Source organism: Rothia sp. HMSC065D02, assembly GCF_001815285.1.
In the GTDB taxonomy this organism is placed as follows: domain Bacteria; phylum Actinomycetota; class Actinomycetes; order Actinomycetales; family Micrococcaceae; genus Rothia; species Rothia dentocariosa.
Map to the genome: position 1 here is coordinate 122499 of NZ_KV820076.1, position 18998 is coordinate 141496.

Genomic DNA, 18998 nt, shown 5'->3' on the forward strand with positions numbered 1-18998 from the left:
TGCCGATAAGGTAGGAAAATCCTACCTGCTCGAATCAAAAACCACCTGCTCGCGGAAACTGAAATTACGTCTATGCGTTTTCTGCAGCGAGTTTCTTATCCCTCTCAGCCATCATGCGCTTCTCGGCCCCATTAACAAGCCAGAGGAACACAATAGCCAGTCCCGAGCATACGATCATGAAGATGAAGGCGGTGCTCCAGCCCCAGTGATCCACAATGATGCCGATACCGGTAGAAGCCAACGTAGCGCCCAGAGCATACCCGAAAAGACCGGTAAATCCTGCGGCGGTACCCGCGACATGTGAAGGCGACAGGTCGATAGCCTGCAAACCGATCAGCATCACCGGCCCATAAATCAGACCGCCAATCAGCGCCAACGCAATATAGGCGATAATGAGCGGAGCATCGGCTGAAGGCAGCCAATACAGCAAAATAGCGCCTACGGTAGCAATCAAGAAGAGAATACCCGCGGGTGAACGGCGCCCCTTAAAGACGTAGTCAGAGACGAAACCGCAGAGAATAGTGCCGCCAATACCGGCAAGCTCCAGGATTGAGAACCCGGCGATACCGCCCTCAAGGGAGGCGTGGCGCACATCGTGCAGATATTTAGGAGCCCACACCAGCACACCGTAGCGCAGCGTGTACACAAAGACATTAGCAAGAGCCAGATACACCATGGTCGAATTAGTCAGCACATGCTTACGAATAGTCGTCCATGTTGATTCAGAACGGTCTTCGTCCGTGGACTCAACCTTGTGGGGATCGTTGCGGTACACGTCAATAGTGGGCAGACCCTCAGCCTCCGGATTATCGCGAATCAGCAGCCACGCCACAAAAGCAAGCACAAAGCTAATCACGGCGGGGAACCAAAAAGCAACCTGCCAAGTTTTACCGAAGAGCGTGAAACCCCAGGCGACCAAAAGACCCGAGAGCGCACCACCAACGTTATGTGCGGTATTCCAGAGAGAAACCTTAGACCCGCGCTCGCTCGTTGAGAACCAGTTCACGAGCACGCGGCCTGAGGGCGGCCACCCCATACCCTGGAAGATACCGTTGAAGACCATAATGGCGGCCATGGTGGATGCGATTGCGGCCCCGTATCCTGCAGCTGCCGCACCGGATCCCATGTACCCGGCTATAGCAAGCAGAACGTTTGCAATACCAGAAAGCACCAATCCTATGGGGAGGAATAACCGCGCGTTAGAGCGGTCAGAAATCATAGCGGTAAAGAATTTGCTGAAACCATAGGCTAAAAGTAATGCCGTAGAAAGCGCACCAATAGCCGCATTACTAAAACCGAGCTCATGAGTCAGAATCGGCGTAACAAGCGGAACGTTATTGCGAATCAGATAAAACGTTGCGTACCCGATAAAAATACCCATAAAAACCTGAAAACGTAGGCGTGGGTACTTCGCCGCGACCTCTGCCGTGTTCAGTTGAGGTTTTGCTGTCGGGATAGCAAGCCAGCGGGGTACAGAACCCTTCTTCTTTGGAGAATCTGTAGTAGTCATGCTCGCATTTTAGGAATAGATACCTATAGAAATAGTAATTTTAAGAGCATATGTACAGGTCACTTAAACTAGAAGTGAACATATGTTCAGAATGATTATTCTGTGAATAACAATTTTAGGCTGTCAAAACAGTAAATTTTTTTTATTTATGTGAGATAGGACTATGTCTTAGGGAACATAAATGCCTATGTTGGATGTGCATACCCTCTATATAACCGCGAGCAGGTAGGATTTTGCCGATAAGGTAGGAAAATCCTACCTGCTCGAACCAAAAACCACCTGCTCGCGGAATTATTGTGATTGTTTAAGCCTGTAATTAAGGCACTTTATAGGGGTAGGGGAGAGGCTCCGCGCCAGAGACTACAGGCTCGCCCGAACCTTCTTCGCGGCGGACACTACGTTCTCCAGCGTCCTCTTTGTCTCCTCGTAGTCGCGGGTCTTCAAACCGCAATCCGGGTTAACCCACAGGTCAGAGATGGTTCCGTACCCAATCGCGGCACGGATCAGCTCCTCAACCTCGGACTGCGAAGGCACACGCGGCGAGTGAATATCCCACACGCCCGGGCCCAGCCCCGAAACATAGCTCTCGGGAATATCGGCCAGCAGCTCCATATGCGAGCGCGCAGCCTCAATACTGGTCACATCCGCATTCAGGGCATTAATCGAATCAATAATCTCGTTGAACTCCGAGTAGCACAGGTGGGTGTGAACCTGAGTTTTATCCTCGACCGCGCTCGTCGCCAGGCGGAACGCATTCACCGACCACTTCAGGTACGCGGGCTGCTCATCACGGCGCAGTGGCAGAAGCTCACGCAGTGCCGGTTCATCCACCTGAATAATGCGGATGCCCGCCTCTTCCAAATCGGCGATTTCGTCGGCGAGCGCCAATGCAACCTGATTCGCGGTTTCCTCGCGCGGCTGGTCATCACGCACGAACGACCAAGCCAGAATAGTCACCGGGCCGGTCAGCATGCCCTTAACGGGACGATCGGTGAGCGACTGGGCGTAGGAAATCCAGGGCACGGTCACGGCCTCGCCGCGCAGCCCTTCACCTGAGCGTTTCACATCGCCGAACAGCACCGATGGGCGGGTGCAGCGTGAACCATAGGACTGCACCCAGCCGTGCTTCGTCGTGGCGAAACCATCGAAATTTTCGGCGAAGTACTGCACCATGTCGTTACGTTCGGCCTCGCCGTGCACGAGCACATCCAGGCCCAAATCTTCCTGGAGTTTAATAACGGAGGCGATCTCTTCACGCAGGAACTCGTCAAGCTGCTGCTGCGTGATTTTACCGGCACGTGCCTCTGCACGGTGGCGGCGAATATCGCCGGTCTGCGGGAACGAACCAATGGTTGTGGTCGGCAGCTTCGGCAGATTCAGATCGGCTTGGGCATCCCGGCGGGTCTTCAGTTCGGGACGCTCAAAATCCTGCGGTTTCACGGATGCGGCACGCTCACGGATTGCCGCATTATGCTTACGCGGATCCGCTGTGAAACGTGCTAGCGCTTCGTCGGCGGTCTTCAACTCTGCCTCAACCGCAGACTCACCGTCGGCAAGACCGCGGGCAAGAGTCACGATCTCGGCGACTTTCTGGTCGGCAAAAGCCAGACCGTCTACGGGCACATCGGCAGGGTCTTCAAGGTCAAGATCGTGCGGCACATGCTGCAGCGAGGTTGAGGACGCAACCGCCGCCGCACCGCCGTTAATGTTCTGGAGTGCGTGCAGGAGCGCTCGCAGGTCGGCGCGCCAAATATTGCGCCCGTTAATGGCACCCGCCACCAGGGTTACGCCGGAGTCTTTGAAGGCGGTCAGCGCCTCGGCATCGTAGAGCGTGGAAACCAGATCGAGATGCAGCGCCTCAATACCGGTGTCTAACAGTGCGGGCAGGTTCTCGCGCAGATTGCCGTAGGGGCTTGTCACCAGGATTGCGGGGCGGTTCGTTTCGGCTGCCAACGCGGTGTAAGTTTTACACGCCAATTCGGCGATTTTGGCGTTGGGAATGTCGCGGTCCACGGTCAGGCCGGGTTCGTCGAGCTGCACCCACTGCACGCCGCGTGCTGCCAGTTCGGCGAGCACCTGCTGGTAGGCTTTCACGAAATCGTCCAGGCGATCCAGCGGTGTGAACCCTTCGGGCGAACCCTGTTCGGCTTTTGCCCCGAGAAGCAGGGTGAGCGGGCCGACCAGCTGCGGGCGCACCGTCACCCCATGTTCCTTGGCGACTTCAAGCTGCTCGTCAATAGCTTCAAGATTCAGCTTGATCTCGGTATCCGGACCGATCTCGGGCACCAGGTAGTGGTAGTTCGTATCGAACCATTTCGTCATCTCCAGCGGAGGCAGCGTCTCGGTGCCGCGCGCTAGAGCAAAGTACCCGGGCAGATCGAGCAGGCCGCGCGCATCCTTGGCGTCGGCAAGACGCTTGGGCACGAGGGTGAAAAGGCGCACGGCATCGAGCACCTGATCGTAGTACGAGAAAGTCGCCGGGATAGACGAATCGGTTGCGCTAAGACCGCGCTCGATCACACGGTCATAGTAGGTGCGCTGCACATCTGCGGCCGCCTGGCGCAGTTCATCCTGTGTGATTTTGCCTTTCCAGAACGCTTCCTGTGCCTTCTTCAGCTCGCGGAAACGGCCCACGCGGGGGTAACCGACGATGGTTGCTGCGGGGAATGGGGTGTGGGTCATCCTAGTTCCTTACTGTGGGAGGGTGTCAAATAAAAGGGGAGTTTAGAGGTATTGAAGATCGCTTAGGGGGAGTTTGAAACGGTTCGAGTAGCGCGGAACGTCGAGTTCTTCGAGGACGTCCAGCACAGCCTCATGCTCGTTAAATGTGAAGAAATGCAGGCCGGGGGCGCCAGCATCAAGCACCTTGCGACATTGGTCGAGCGCATGTTCCACGCCGATGCGGTGCATCTCGCGCGGCTCACTCGCGGTTTCCAGGCGATGCGCCAGCTCGCGCGGTACTTCAAGCCCGGCAAGCTCGCACAGCTTCGTCAGCCGAGTCAGCGAGGTAACGGGCATAATACCGGGGATAATGGGCATCTCCACCCCGGCAAGGCGCGCCGCATCCACCAGCCCCGAATAGCGCTCGGTCTCAAAGAAAACCTGGGTGATGGCGAAATCCGCCCCGGCACGCTGCTTTGAAAGCAGAATCTCAATGTCTTGAAGAAGCGAGGAAGACTCGGGGTGCTTATGCGGGTATGCCGCAACCCCAATCGACACCTTCCCCGCAGCAAGATGCGCGAAATCCTCACGTTCCACCCTGCGAATCAGCTCCACCAGGTAGCGGGCAAAAGGCAGCTCAAGCGAGCGCGTGTTTTCGGGTGGAATATCGCCGCGCAGCGCCAAGAACCCGCGTACTCCAAGCCCCAGAATCAGACGAACCGAGCGTTCCAAATCGGCCACGGAATGCCCCACGCAGATTAGATGCGCCAGCGGATTCAGCGAGGTTTCATGCACCAAGTGATCGAGCAGAGCCAGCGTCTTTTGGCGGCGCTGCGCATCGCCCGAATAGGTAACGGAAACATAATCCGGGTTGGTTTGCTCAAGCTCGGCAATGGTTTTGAGCAGGGAATCGCAGCTTGCGTGCGACCGTGGCGGATACAGCTCGTAAGAAAGAGCCGGGTGAACTGTCGTCATTTTCATTCCTCCGTGTTCACCCGATAGAAGCGTGCCCGAAGGTACGCCAAATCTTAGCAAGACGCGAAGGGAATTCACTTCTATCGGTTCTGGCGGGAGCACCTTGTCCGTCCACCCCATGGGTGGAGGCTGGCGAGGTTGCTGCGACGTCTAAGAGCCAGATCTCTCGGTCGCTCTGGATAGATAACGTTCCTATTCTAGGCAGGATGCGCGGTGCCAGCAAGAATATGTCAGCACATGTCGTCGAGCGGTCATAACCGCTTAATATTTGTGGGATGCGGCGAAACAATACGTCATACGGGTTCGCGGCGGTGCGGGTCAGCGCGTTGAAACCTCCACCTGATTTGGCCGCAAGTTTGGCCGCAAGCAGATAATATTTCGACGAACAGTAGCGGAATGTTATCCGCTCGTCACGAAACTATCTGCTCGCGGGAGAATTGCAGAGCGCCGTGAACGTCATGTTGCGACCATGTACTGTCAAACACGGTAGAGTAAACGTATGGAACGCATCGAATCTCCCGCATATGCACGCCTGGGTAACTCCGGGCTGGTCGTGCCCTCTGTCGGTATCGGCTGCAACAACCTGGGACGCCCCGGCACCCCCACTCAAACTCAGGAAGGCACCAACGCCGTGATCGCCGCCGCAGTCGAGGCGGGCATCGGCTTCTTCGATATTGCCGACCTATACGGCGCCGAACCCGGGCTGTCAGAAACCATGTTCGGTACCGCGATGCGCGAACTCAACCTCAACCGCAATGACCTGATCATCGTCACCAAATTTGGGCTCCCTACTGGTACCCTCAACGGCAACGACTGGGATGCGCGCGGCTCACGCCGATACATCATACGTGCCGTCGAAGGTTCACTGCGCCGCCTGGGAACCGAGTACATTGACCTGTATTTCTACCACAGCCCCGACCAGAACACCCCGCTGGAAGAGACCCTATCTGCTCTCGACACGCTCGTGACCAGCGGAAAGGTGCGTTACCTAGGGCACTCCAACTTTGCGGGGTGGCAGCTTGCCCACGCCGAGCACCTCGCCCGCGAACTCGGCACTGAGCGGTTTATCGCCGCCGAAAACCACTACAACCTGCTGGATCGCCGTGCCGAACTCGAAATTCTTCCCGCCGCCCGCCACTTCGGGCTCGGGGTTCTCCCGTATTTCCCGCTCGCCAACGGGCTTTTGACCGGAAAATACCGCCGCGACGGCATCCCTGCAGGGTCACGTCTGTCGCACTCCAAAGCGCAGGTACTCGCGCAAGCCGATTGGGAACAACTCGATGCCTACCGCGAATTCTGCGTCGATCTGGGGATCTCTGAGGTTCAAGCATCCATCTCTTGGCTCAAACAGCAGAACCCCGTCGCCAGCGTGATCGCCGGGGCAACCACCCCCGACCAGGTACGCGCAAACGCGCAGGCCGCAAGCGTGCGTTTCAACGATGAAGAACTGGCGCGGCTCAACGAGATTTTCCCAGCGCCTGAAAGCATTGCACTTTTCTAACAACCTCCTTCGCCACTGCGAATATAGCCAAATGGGAATATAACTAATCGGGAATATACCCAAGCCAGCAAGCGTTTAAAGACTGTGCGGTCTCTCAACCTGTGCCGTACAAGACCCTCATGAAAGACAAAAATATCCGCATGAGCATCACCACCGAGCCGCCGAATCGCGCCAGTGCACTACCCCCGCTCGGGCAGGGCGCACACACACGCCGCCTAGGCGTTATCGCGCTGGTGGCAACCTTCGGCGGGCTCCTCTTCGGGTACGACACCGGCGTTATCAACGGTGCCCTCGACCCCATGAGCCGCGAACTCGGCATGGACAACACCATTCAAGGCTGGGTCACAGGCTCCCTCGCCTTCGCTGCCGCCCTCGGAGCCATGGTCACCGGGCGTATCTCAGATGCCATCGGGCGACGCAAAACCATCATCGGACTCTCAATCCTCTTCATCTCGGGCGCGCTCGCATGCGTTTTCACCCCCAGCATTGCTGTACTGTTGATGGGCCGCACGATGCTCGGGCTCGCTGTGGGAGGCGCATCCGCAGTTGTGCCTGTATTCCTCGCCGAACTTGCACCCTACGAAATTCGCGGATCACTCTCCGGGCGTAACGAACTCATGGTCGTCGGCGGGCAGCTCGCAGCGTTCATCGTGAATGCCATCATTGGCAACCTCTGGGGTGAACACGACAGCGTATGGCGGTGGATGTTCGCCGTTTGCGCTCTGCCTGCGCTCGCGCTTTTCATCGGTATGCTGCGCATGCCCGAATCCCCACGCTGGCTTATCGCCCAGGGGCGCACCGAGGATGCGCGCGCTATTATGCGGCGCATCCGCCCCGCCGAACGTGCCGATGCCGAAATTGCGGACATCGCGCGTTCACTTGAGGAAACCCGCACCCAAATCGGTACGAAGGCTAGGGGCAGCACGGGTAAAATCCTACGTGAAAAATGGTTTGTGCGGATTCTGCTGGTCGGTATTTTGGTGGGTGCCGGGCAGCAACTCACAGGTATCAACTCGATCATGTACTACGGCATTAAGGTGCTCAAAGAGGCCGGATTTGACGAGGGTTCGGCTCTCATTGCGAATATCGCGCCGGGCGCTATCGCCGTGGTCGGCTCAATCTTTTCGCTGCGCATGATGGAGCGCGTGAACCGCCGCACGATGGTGATCGCTGGGTATTCGCTGACCGCGTTTTTCCACCTGCTGATCGGGGTAGCGTCTATGCTCCTGCCGGAGGGCAGCCCCGCGCGTCCCTATATTATTCTGGCGCTTGTGGTTGGGTTCGTGGGGTCGATGCAGACCTGCCTGAACGTTTCGACATGGGTGCTGATGAGCGAGCTGTTCCCGCTTCGGGTGCGGGCGGTAGGCATGGGCCTTTCCGCATTTTGCGGGTGGATGATGAACGGTCTGCTTTCCCTCGTATTCCCGGTCATTCTGGGTGCACTGGGACTGACCGGCTCATTCTTCGGGTTCATGGTGGTGAACGTGCTAATTGCCGTGCTCATGTGGCGTAACCTGCCCGAGACCCGCGGCAAAACCCTGGAAGACGTGGAGGCGGGCGTTATCTCGGGTGCCGCATACCCGTTTGCGGCTACTCGGTAGACGCGAGGCTTCGCTAGGACGCGAGCAGGTAGGATTTTGCCGAATAGGTAGGATTTTCCGACCTGCTCGTGCCGAAAACCACCTGCTCACGGATAAATAACACCGCTGGATGCGGTTTACGGATTCTGTTTTAGAAAGTCTTCAAGAGAGATGCGATAACCATCATCTTCGGCACGGGCTTTACGCAGAGCCTCAATATCAAGTAGCTCTTCGTATTCTTCTACGGGGTCTAGATCAGTCATATGTCCTACTCAAGGTGATGTTATTGATAGATAATGCTTGTGTTAGTCTTAACATATCTTCGCAAAGTTACCTGCGTACAGCGGAAGACTCAGCAGCGGTAACTACTGAGCCTTCCCGGTAGGTAGAGCACTACTTCAGAGGCTTAATGAGGCTTGAAGCAAAGCTCATGATGTACGAGACGGCCTGAGCCGCTCCATCGGTAAGGGCAAAACTTACCAAGAGCGCTTGGGTCGTTTCTACGTAGTCGTAGAAAGACATCGTATCCCACCGCCTTTCCGCCCCGGGAATCTCCACAGGATATTCTTCGCAAAGTGGCTGTGGGATTACCCTGCAGAAAGAGCATTACTAACTTTACTGTACGCATATGTTAAATTCTGCAAACGTGCGGTATATGACCGTCTTACGGGAGTAAACCAGTGATAGCTCTAGGCTTTGCAGACCCACCTAGCAAAGGCATTCCTATCCTGCGGGGGCGCGGGTTAAGTGATAGTGTCAAATATGTTATAACTATCCTTCGGTTGTGGTGCCGTCGCGCGATATTCCCGCTGCCGACTCCACGGATAGCGCACGGTCGCGCATACTTGACGGCACCCGCATACCTGTGACTTTTAGAAGGCAGAAAGTCGTGGCAGACAACGTAAAAAATGATTGGGATTTGCGCAGCGAAAAGGTTCAGAAGAACCAGGTAACCGCTTATGACGAGATGCGCCGCCGCTGCCCCGTAGCGCACGACGAGTTCATGGGCTACTCCGTGTTCAAGAATGCCGATGTGCAGCATGTGCTCGATCATCCCGAAATTTACTCGAATGTCGTCTCGACGAGGCACATTGCCGTGCCAAACGGTATGGATGCGCCCGAACACACAACGTTCCGCGCCGTGAACGACAAATACTTCACCCCCGAGCGCCTGAAGGAGTTCGAGCCGAAAATCCGTGAGGTCGTCAAGAACCTGGTGGCTGATCTGCCGCGCGGCACCGAGGTTGATGTGATGGACGGGTTCGCGCAGGCTTATGCGATGCGCATTCAGAATGCGTTCATGGGCTGGCCCGCGAGCCTTGAGAAGCCGCTGATCGAGTGGATTGAGAAGAACCGCGAGGCTACGCTGCGCCGCGACCGTGAGCAGATCGGCAAGGTCGCCCTTGAGTTTGACACCTATATTCGTAAGCTTCTGGATGCGCGCCGCGAGCAGGCTGCCGCCGGGAACCCGCAGGATGTGACCGCCGAGCTGCTGACCGACACCGTGCAGCTGCCCGGCCAAGAGCCGCGCACCATGACCGATGAAGAGATTGTGAGCCTGATCCGTAACTGGACGGTGGGGGAGCTTTCGACCGTTTCGGCGTGCGCCGGGATTATCGTGAACTTTTTGGCGCGCAACCCGCAGGAGCAGGCGCGGCTGCGTGACTCACTGGGGGAGAGGTATGCGGAGATCGCCGCCGCGGTTGAGGAGATTATGCGCCTTGAAGACCCGCTGGTGACGAACCGCCGCGTGACTACCGAGGATACCGTGCTGGGCGGGCGCACCATTCCGGCAAATTCTCGGGTGACGATTAACTGGTCGAGTGCCAACCGTGACGAGGACGCGTTCGAGGATGCGCTCGCCTATAACCCGCATCGTGACCAGTCCCGCAACCTGGTGTATGGAGACGGTATTCACGTGTGCCCGGGTGCGCCGCTGGCCCGCTTGGAGCTGCGCCTGCTCATGGAGGAGCTGCTGAAGGCAACCGAGAGTATTGTTCCTGGTGACGAGTCGGATGCCCCCGCCACCGAGAACGCGACCTACCCGATCTCGGGTTACTCGATGGTTAGGGTGGTGTTTGGTTAGGGAACTATAAAGGTTAGTCCGAGACCATATTTTATGGTCTCGGACTAACCTTTTGCTAAAGATATTTAAATAACTATCTAGAAACTTTTTGACAAAGAACCTTGCTGCTATTAGCAGTTAAAATAATAATAAACGGATTCTGCAAGAGTAGCCGGAGGCCACATCTTCCCATCTAGACGAGCTTTTAGGTTCTCGCAGGTTCCTGCTCCATTTACTTGCTCAAGTTCTTGTTCGCTGAGCTCTTGCAAGGTCATAGTACTTTCCTCCCGTTGATGATAACTTTTGAATCTACACACATTATATACATGATTGACTGCTTTAATGAACCTTATACATGTATATATTAGCTCATTAGGATTATTTATTCTTGTCTAAAATTTATAGCGTACCTTAATTAGGTTATGAAAGATGGGTAAGGTTCTTAATGATTTTATTAATCAGATAGCTGATATGCCACAGTTAGAGAAAAATTTTTAAAAATATTTTGTGCACACATATTCGTCTATAAACACTATTCATTTTCATGTATTTGAACATAGTTATTTATTTATGAAGGTGGGTTATTAATTTTCATCCTACCTTGATATCTCGATGTAAATGCTAATTTCGATCAGTGTATAATATATTTTATACACAAAATATATTATACACTGATTTCACCACAGATTCTCTTAAACTATCGTATGGATGGTCTTGAAACCAGTTATCGAGGTTGCTAGGTTTAACGTATCGGCTAACTTAGTCTGTCTGAAAGTTAAATAAAAATTTCAGGTTATTCTATGTTACTGATATGCCAGTGGGGTATTTTGTAGGTGTTGCCATATGAGTGCATGCCTTATTTAAGGTTGAGATCCTCTCATCTAATACCTATTGCCCTGAAATTTTTAATAATTGAAAGGAAATTCCAGTGCACAATGATAATATCATCCTGGAGGAACTCACTGACCAAGAGCTTAATGGCGTAAATGGTGCGGGTTACTGTGAGAATATGAAGGGTCGCGTTGAAGGTTCTGAGTGGCCTCCGGCTGGCCTTCTCGAAACCTTTTGGTACTACCGCAAATGCAAATAGTGTATAATAATTATTAATAATCATAGAGCATTTCTAGATATTATAAATTAAATGCCCGCTATACCTTCTTTCTGAAGGTGTAGTGGGCATTTAATTTGATAGTTTTTAAATAAAGTGTTTGTACTGTTCATGTCGAAAAGATAGTAAATATATACGGTTAAAATTTGTGTTAGGCATTTTGAAATTTGGAGATGTCTATTTTTCGAGGCTCTATACCCTCTCTAGTCGTGCGTCATTAAGGTCATCCCTAATGTTGTATCTAGCTTTTGAACGGATAATTTCACCTATTTCATAGCAATATGCCCTGCCCGGCAGATCGTGGTGATGGAACACGGACGGGTGGTACAGGTTGGCCGTCACGAGGATTTGATCTCGACTGATGGCCGATACTGGGAGTTATATTACCAGGAAGAAAAAGCAGCCGTGAGGAGTATGCATGAAAACCCTAGCCGTGATGAACGGACCTTGAAGTGGCTTTAGAGGCTGTAGCGGCGAAAAAGTTCCATCCAGTGATAGATTCGGTGTATTCCCCGGATCAAGCAGAGGAATTCCTGCGTCGTAGCTTCGGTGCAGAGCCGCGGTTTGGGAAAGTCGTTATGGATATGCGCAGCGGCTCGCACGAGTAAACAATCTAAGCCGTAGAGCAACCGAAAAACGTGGATGCTGTCGCACAAGCGTGCTGCCTGGGCGACAGCATCCAAATTTTTTTGGTGCTTCTTCAAAAACCAGCGCGGCAAGTTCCCCTCAAACCGCATAATATTTCACCCATAAAGTTTAAATTTCTAAGCAACAATACTCAGATTTCTCGGGAATTTTTAATGGTTTTGTTATCTTAAAAATGATACCAAACCGTTACAAAAACTTTTTCAAAATTATTTATCTAATTAAAAAACAAAAGTTAAGCTAAATAATAAAATACTTTCCAAGCGTTTTATTTTCCGAGTAAATAAACCTAAACCCTTGAAATTACAGCCCAAACTCGTAATGATTATTGTTTTGAATTACGTTTAAAATGCTTGACATCAATATTATTTACCATTTTAAAGAGTGCACAATAAATTTTTGACCCCTAGAGTACATCTTGAAACACGTTTATCAAGTTGTTACTGTAGAGTCACCGATTTCAATAGAGAGAAAACCGACTCTGATAAGGACTTTTGTTCCATGACCTTGCCGCATGATGAGAATAGAAGATATATCTCACCACCCCTATATGTCGCAGCCCGCGACGAAAGTTCATAGTCAATGGAGATGTGAGGCTTTTGTCGCTTGGCACCTGTAGCACACGCGGCATCCCCACATAATTTAGATGACATAGCTCTGACAGCTTGTGTCTAATAGCTATGTTTGTAGTGCTACAGAAAATAAGTAACAAATTTTACAAACTTCCTTTTCTTGGGGCGTTAGTGCGCCGTAAGGAAGGGTAGTGGGTTCCAGGTGAATACTGTGGAAAAGCAAACACCTGGAACCCAGTCAGAGAATAGTTTGATGTCTTCAGCATCAAACTAAACACCGATAATACTATTCCTGAACGGATCAGGAATATTTAAGGAGGATAACCATGGCTAAGGATATCACGCTCCTGGAAGAGATCTCGGACCTCGACCTGGACCAGGTTAACGGCAGCGGTCACGGCGGCGGCGGCTTCTCCGGTGGCGGCTCCACCGGCGGTGGCAACGGCGGCGGCGGCAACTACTGCGGTAACGGCTGCGGCAACTACAACTTCGGCTTTGGCTTCTGGGGCGGCAGCTCTTCCTAAGTCCGGGGAATAAGTAAATACGATAGATAAGGAGATACCAGGTGTTAATCAGGGAACTTCTTCCTGAACTGGATGATGAGCAATTCCGACGCCTAGAAACGTATGTATCTAGCACTTCGTTGTTAGAACGTTTGGGTACCGCATCCAATACTCCCGACTCCGAGTCTATCGTACGGTTGTCGGCTCCGGTGCTCGAAGCACTGGGGCCGACGGCCGAGCCCTCCATGTTTCACGCGCTCATTGCTCAGCTTGCCGAAGGTGAGCGTGACAATGTTGAACGTGCTGTTGCCGCATCGGGTTACGCCGCACCGTCGCGGCTTCCCCTTCTGGTTAGTCAGTTTTTGGAGAACCTGACCGCGCGTTTGACTAATTTCTACCTCAGACCGCTGGTTGCGCACATCAAAAAGATCTCTTCGCAGGGGCTTCTGCACGGGAGTACACCCGAAGAACGGTATGAAGACTACTGCCGACGTTGGGGCGAAGAATTTAGTGACGACTTTTATGCAAGCTACCCGCTTCTGCCCGGCGTTCACGGCAGGACTATTGAGCAGTTTCATGCGATGATTGCCGAGATTTTTGAGCGTGTGAGCGCTCGTGAAGATGATGTTCGCGAGCTTCTTAATGTCAAAGATGACGAACCCCTCAAACTCGAATCCTTCGGTCTGCCCAGAACCCGTTACGGTGGCGGACGCGCCGGTTGCCTTCTCGAATTTACCCAGGGCATGGTGGTCTACAAATCCCGCAATGTTGAAGGCGAATGGGTCTTCTGGAAAATCGTTCAAGACCTTGCCGCGCAGGGGGCGCCTTCGATGCGTGCTGCCCGCGTGATTCGGGGTGACGGCTATGGTTTCATGGAGTTTATTAAACGTGAAGACGCAGACTTTTATGCCGAAGATTTCCTTGGAGCTTGCGGGCGGCTGGCAGCTTTGCTCTACACCCTGCAGGCTAAAGACCTGCACGCTAAGAATCTGATACCCCTGCGCACGGAACCCGTTCCGATTGACCTTGAAACGATTCTCCACCCCGTGCATATTTTGACGGAGGATATTCAGAGTCCTCCCGAAGGCAGCGTTTACCTGCGCTGGCTGCGCGGAATAGCATGCAGCGCGTTCTTGCCTACCCGCCGCACACGCCGCGATATCTCGTTAGGGTTCCGTGACGTAGGCTTCCTACACGGCGAACAGGGGACGAACCCCTTCCACGAGGTAACCGTCGCAAATCCCTTCCGTGACGATGCTGTGGCACGCATCAACCGTGAACCAAGCTCAGAGAACCCGACCACGGAAGACGCGAATAACGCCGAGGAAGCTAACGCCAGTACCCCAGAGGAGCGGCGTATCTCTGAGGCAGCCCGCGCCCGCGCCTTCGCACGCGGATTCACGCAGATGTACCGGTGGGTCTGCGAGCATCGCGAAATCATGACCGAGATAGTTCGCACAAATTGCTCCGGGCTGACGCTGCGTGCCCTGCTGCAATCCACCAGGTACTACACCCGAATCCTCAAAATGCTCAGCAGCCCCGAAGCGCTGGCCTCCGAAGAAGTCTTCGCCACGATCGCGCTGCGTGCCGCAACGCTGAGCAATAACCGTCCCCTTGAGATGATCGGGGCCGAAGTAGAAGCCCTCTGGCGGTTCGACATTCCCTTTTTCATGCATCGCACAGATGGCTCCGAGATCATATCTTTCGACGGGCACGCCGTAGGACTGACCATCGACAGCAGCGCGCTCGATGAAACCCTGGAGCATATTGCCGCTCTCGGTGAAGACGACCTTGAAGAGCAGATGCAGCAGATCTGGTCAGCTTTCGTATCACTCTACCCGCCGGATCGCATACTCGCGGACGCATCGGCAGAGCTACTGTCAAACAGGCAGAGTGTGCAGCATGAACGAGAACTCTGCGAGAGCATTGCCGACCGGCTAACAGCGACGAACCACCCGGGCGGCAGAGAGGAAGACGCCTGGACCTGGCTGGCGCCCACCCCCGGACTATGGCAGCAGCACCTTAGCCTGTGGAACACCGAAGTCCTCGGCATAGACCTCTACACTGGCTCAACCGGAGCTGCACTCGCCCTCACCCAGGCCGCGCGGATGCTCGAAAAACCGGAATACACACAGACGGCTCGCCGGGTACTGGACCCCATCGCACAAGATGTCTTCGCTGACAGGCTATTCAGCATTCCCCCCGAAACCTGCGACGGCATATCCTGCGGCGAAACAGGTATCGCCTTCGTACTCGCCGCTGCCGCAGAAAACCTTCGAGACGACCGTTTTGCTGAGGCAGCCGTCAAGGTTGGCAACCGCACCGCCGCACGCCTGGCGCAGGTTGAGCATCCCATGCCCGGGTACCTGGACCACCAGGTAGGGGCTGCCGCCCTGCTCCTGGGTTATAACCTCGCCACCGACCGCGCAGCCCTGCTGGCGGTATTAGACAGGCACGCCCAAGACATTATCGCCGGCATGACAGAAGAAAACTGGTGGCACCGCAGCGGATTCGCCTACGGAATCAGCGGATCAGTCTTCGCGCTCGCCCGCTGGAACCACCAGATGCCCTCACCCGAACGTGCTCGCGAAGCCGTCGAAATTCTTTTGCGCCGCCTTAACGACTTCAACACCGGGGACGAATGGCGGGCCCAGCTCACCGAGCATGACAGCGGCGAAGAGCATGCCAGCGGCACCTGGTGCTCCGGCAGCGCGGGCATCGCCCTCGCCTTCGCGGCACTGCACCTGTGGATGCCCGAACTCGCCAGCCGCACCGACCTCGACCGCGCGGTACAGCATGCATTCCGCACCGGCACCCGAAGCAACCTCACCCTATGTCACGGCGACTTTGGCACCCTGGATGTGCTCGCCTGGATAGCCGACCGAATCCCCGACTTACCGTGTGCAGAGGCTATCCGGGATGCCATCGAGAACGGTTATAGCGCATCGGATATCCGGGCAGTCCTCGACGATAAATCCGTGCGCTACTCGCTGACTCCCTCGTTCATGGTCGGTACCTCCGGCGTGCTGTCCTGGCTGGCTCGCCGGGCAGACAATGCTCGCCCGTACAGCCCTCTTATCCCCGAGCCGTTCGAGGTTCGATAGTATGGGTTTTCCTGCTGTTCTTCAGGCGGCGAAGACTGAGTGCGGGCTGGGCGTGGGGGCGTCCGTCCTGCAGCACTACGGGCGCTATCAGACTATTTCAGACCTTCGCCTGATTGCCGAACCCGGTCGTGAAGGCCTCTCGATGCGCCAAGTGCGCGACCTTCTCGTTGAGGAGGGTATGGAGGTCAAAGCCTTCAGGGCGCCCTCTCTCGAACATCTTCGAGATATTGGCAAGCCGGTTATTCTGCACTGGAACAATTCCCATTACGTGGTTTTGGTGCGCATCCGTAAGGATCGCGTGCATATTATGGACCCCTCCACGGGAATGAGGGTGATGGACCTTCAGGAGGCTGAAGAGTCTTTTTCCGGCAGTATTCTGGTGCCGTCCCCGCGGAAAGATTTCAAAAAGAAATCCCGCAGTGTCTTTCAAGATTGGCAGCTGGGCACCTTCTTCACGAAGAAAATGTTCGGCCAGTACGCGCTGTTCCTGCTGCTTCTCATCATCACCTACAGCGTTACCTTCGCCGTGCCCATGGTGATCCAAACCGTGGTGGATGCGCAGCTCAGGGGTGCAAGAAACACCGTCGTGGAAACAACGGTCGGTGTGGTAGTCGGTGTTATTGGCTACTACCTGGTTTCCATTGCGCGCGCCGCAACGCTGGCGAGTATCGTCTCGTCCATTGGATATAAGCTCTTGGGCAATATGTTCGACAGGCTGCTGAGGCTGCCGCTGACCTATTTCGCGCTGCGTTCCCCGGGCGATATTCTCTACCGTCTCTCAAGCGTGAACACGCTGCGCAACTTCTTGTCTACAAGCCTGACCGAGTTCGTGATTAACATCGGCACGATGATCGTGATTCTCATCTTTATTGCCCAGCAATCGAGCCAGGTTTTGGTAATCACCTTCGTGGTTCTTGCCGTGCTGATGCTGATCTGGTTCGTCACGGCGCGCCCCACCTCCCAGGCGCTCGACGCCGAGTATGCGCACGCCTCCGAAGCGCAGGTGGTTGAGCTTGACGCTATCAACACCATTGCAGCCATGAAGATGACGGGTTCTTCAACGCCCACCTATAACACTTGGCGCGAAGCCTATATGCAGTCGCTGGCGTCGATGCGCCGCCGCATGGTGCTGCAGCAGGGTGTGCTCGGATCTGCCGCATCCGTGGTGCAGCTGGGCGGTCCTCTGATTCTGCTGTTGGCGTCGATACCGCTGGTGAATGATGGAACGCTCACGCTCGGTCAGGCTATTGCGACCGAGGGTATTTCTGCGCTGCTGTTTTCGTCGGTTGCTTCGACGATGTTCGGCATTATGAGCATTATCGCGGTGGACCGCGCGGTTGCGCGTATCGTGGATATTCAGCGTTATGAACCGGAGAAGAGCACGGGATCTGTCACCGATATTGCTGATGGTGATCTTGACCTTGAGAACGTGAATTTTACGTATCCGGGCGGTAATAAGCCTGTGCTGACGGATATCTCGCTGCGCGTGCCGGAGGGCCACGATGTTGCTCTTGTGGGTTCGTCAGGTTCGGGTAAGAGTACCTTGGCTAAGCTGTTGTGTTCGTTGTACAGCCCGGTTTCTGGCACGATTCGTGTGGGCGGAATCGATGTTAAAGATTATTCTTTGGACGAGTTGCGTTCCCATATTGGGTATGTGCCGCAGCAGCTGCAAACCAGGTCGGGAAGTCTCTACGATAACCTCACGGCGGGTCTGGATGACGGGCGTAGTCGTGAAGAAATCGAGGAGAGTATTCTCGCGATGGGCATCCTGGATTTTGTGAAGGATTTGCCGATGGGCTTCGATACGATCATGGCGAGCGGCGGCGAGAACTTCTCGGGTGGTCAGCGCCAGCGCATCGCGATTGTTACGGCCCTGTTGCGGTACCCACGGATTTTGGTGTTGGATGAGGCGACCAGCGCGCTTGACACCGCGACTGAGCGGCAGGTGACGGAGCTGATTGCGCAGTATCAGTGCACGAAGGTCGTGGTGGCGCATAGGCTTTCAACGGTGCGCAATGCCGAGAATATCGTGGTCATGGAGGATGGGCGCATTATTCAGAGCGGACGCCACGATGACCTGATGATGGTTGAGGGACGTTACCGGGAGCTTTATTCTCAAGAAGAGCAGAGCAGCCAGGCGGGGTATATTTGGGCGCAGTGGCCCCCCACGAAGGTTTCTCGCCACGGCTTCGGTTTGGGAATGTTCACCTCGTAGCGGATGCGCGGTGCACGCGGGTGTTCTGTGCGAGTGTTTTAACGGCACTGGTAGAACTGGAAGCGATTGCCCATCATCTCCTCTTGTGTGAACGTCCTGCAAGGGGCGTGCTGGACTATCCTGTGGCTACTACAAAGCCGCGCCTGCCGCCGATGTAGTGGGAGAGCACCATGAAGGCTGCCAGAACAAGCTCTTGGAGATTATCATCGAGAATTTCGAGGGTGTAGTTGTATTTCAGAACAAAACCCGGGCGAGTAATTTTGGCGATGATCCTATCTTCCTGGGTTATCGTGAATTTGCCGGATCCGCTGCTTCCTTCTAGGAGGAATTCTGCATCGGCTGTTTTAATGCTGATGCTCGGGTGGAAAGGTTTCCACTCTAGCCTTTCTAGAGAGGCGCTGCTTCCGTCAGCGAAGTCTGCGGTGTAGTGGTGTTTGGGAGGTTTTTCGTTCGCGATCCGCTGGGGAACCTTGTGAATATTTTGCAGCATGCGTAGAGGATTCGCCATCAAAAATTATCGCCAGAGAACTGGTTATCAAATCGCTGGAAGAGCGGCTAA

General features: G+C 54.5%; 13 protein-coding genes and 1 riboswitch. Of the genes, 7 read left to right on the forward strand and 6 right to left on the reverse strand.

The features are described from left to right. Nucleotides 1–70: 70 nt before the first annotated feature. The 3 genes from HMPREF3016_RS03010 to HMPREF3016_RS03020 form a co-directional block, all read right to left on the reverse strand. Entirely contained in the window at nt 71–1510 is a 1440-nt protein-coding gene (locus HMPREF3016_RS03010) for an MFS transporter (protein ID WP_070740090.1), read from the reverse strand. A gap of 360 nt (nt 1511–1870) precedes the next feature. After that, the gene (metE, locus tag HMPREF3016_RS03015) at nt 1871–4192 is read right to left on the reverse strand and encodes a 5-methyltetrahydropteroyltriglutamate--homocysteine S-methyltransferase (protein ID WP_070740093.1); all 2322 of its coding nucleotides are present in this window, start codon (nt 4190–4192) and stop codon (nt 1871–1873) included. Between the two features lie 42 nt (nt 4193–4234). Further along, nucleotides 4235–5146, reverse strand: coding sequence for a methylenetetrahydrofolate reductase (locus HMPREF3016_RS03020; RefSeq protein WP_037286983.1), 912 nt, complete (start codon nt 5144–5146; stop codon nt 4235–4237). 77 nt (nt 5147–5223) lie between these two features. Then, nucleotides 5224–5332: riboswitch (SAM riboswitch) on the reverse strand. 313 nt (nt 5333–5645) lie between these two features. Here HMPREF3016_RS03020 and HMPREF3016_RS03025 point away from each other — a divergent pair. Continuing rightward, nucleotides 5646–6647, forward strand: a complete 1002-nt coding sequence (locus HMPREF3016_RS03025) for an aldo/keto reductase (protein ID WP_070740096.1) — start codon at nt 5646–5648, stop codon at nt 6645–6647. Between the two features lie 119 nt (nt 6648–6766). Next, nucleotides 6767–8248 (forward strand): sugar porter family MFS transporter, encoded by a 1482-nt coding sequence (locus tag HMPREF3016_RS03030; RefSeq protein WP_070740099.1) that lies wholly within the window; start codon nt 6767–6769, stop codon nt 8246–8248. Between the two features lie 116 nt (nt 8249–8364). On the opposite strand, the gene HMPREF3016_RS03035 is transcribed toward HMPREF3016_RS03030, so the two are convergent. Together HMPREF3016_RS03035 and HMPREF3016_RS03040 are read right to left on the reverse strand one after the other, a co-directional pair. After that, nucleotides 8365–8490 carry an antitoxin PHD gene (locus HMPREF3016_RS03035; RefSeq protein WP_070740102.1) on the reverse strand — a complete coding sequence of 42 codons (126 nt, stop codon included), beginning with the start codon at nt 8488–8490 and terminating at the stop codon, nt 8365–8367. Between the two features lie 130 nt (nt 8491–8620). Beyond that, entirely contained in the window at nt 8621–8749 is a 129-nt protein-coding gene (locus HMPREF3016_RS03040; RefSeq protein WP_246828443.1) for a cell division protein FtsL, read from the reverse strand. A 367-nt stretch (nt 8750–9116) separates the two neighbouring features. On the opposite strand from HMPREF3016_RS03040, the gene HMPREF3016_RS03045 reads away from it, so the two are divergent. The 5 genes from HMPREF3016_RS03045 (at nt 9117) to HMPREF3016_RS03065 (ending at nt 18439) form a co-directional block, all read left to right on the forward strand. Next, a complete protein-coding gene (locus tag HMPREF3016_RS03045; RefSeq protein ID WP_070740107.1) occupies nt 9117–10313 on the forward strand; it encodes a cytochrome P450 in 1197 nt (398 codons plus the stop codon). Between the two features lie 907 nt (nt 10314–11220). After that, nucleotides 11221–11382 (forward strand): hypothetical protein, encoded by a 162-nt coding sequence (locus tag HMPREF3016_RS11040; protein WP_168165979.1) that lies wholly within the window; start codon nt 11221–11223, stop codon nt 11380–11382. 1561 nt (nt 11383–12943) lie between these two features. Beyond that, nucleotides 12944–13141, forward strand: coding sequence for a hypothetical protein (locus tag HMPREF3016_RS03055; RefSeq protein ID WP_048754637.1), 198 nt, complete (start codon nt 12944–12946; stop codon nt 13139–13141). 41 nt (nt 13142–13182) lie between these two features. Beyond that, entirely contained in the window at nt 13183–16224 is a 3042-nt protein-coding gene (gene lanM, locus HMPREF3016_RS03060; protein ID WP_070740113.1) for a type 2 lanthipeptide synthetase LanM, read from the forward strand. Nucleotide 16225: 1 nt separating this feature from the next. Further along, entirely contained in the window at nt 16226–18439 is a 2214-nt protein-coding gene (locus HMPREF3016_RS03065; protein ID WP_048754635.1) for a peptidase domain-containing ABC transporter, read from the forward strand. Nucleotides 18440–18554: 115 nt separating this feature from the next. On the opposite strand, the gene HMPREF3016_RS03070 is transcribed toward HMPREF3016_RS03065, so the two are convergent. Continuing rightward, nucleotides 18555–18947: an LURP-one-related/scramblase family protein gene (locus tag HMPREF3016_RS03070; RefSeq protein WP_141757694.1), complete on the reverse strand. Its 393-nt coding sequence runs from the start codon at nt 18945–18947 to the stop codon at nt 18555–18557. Between the last annotated feature and the right edge of the window lie 51 nt (nt 18948–18998).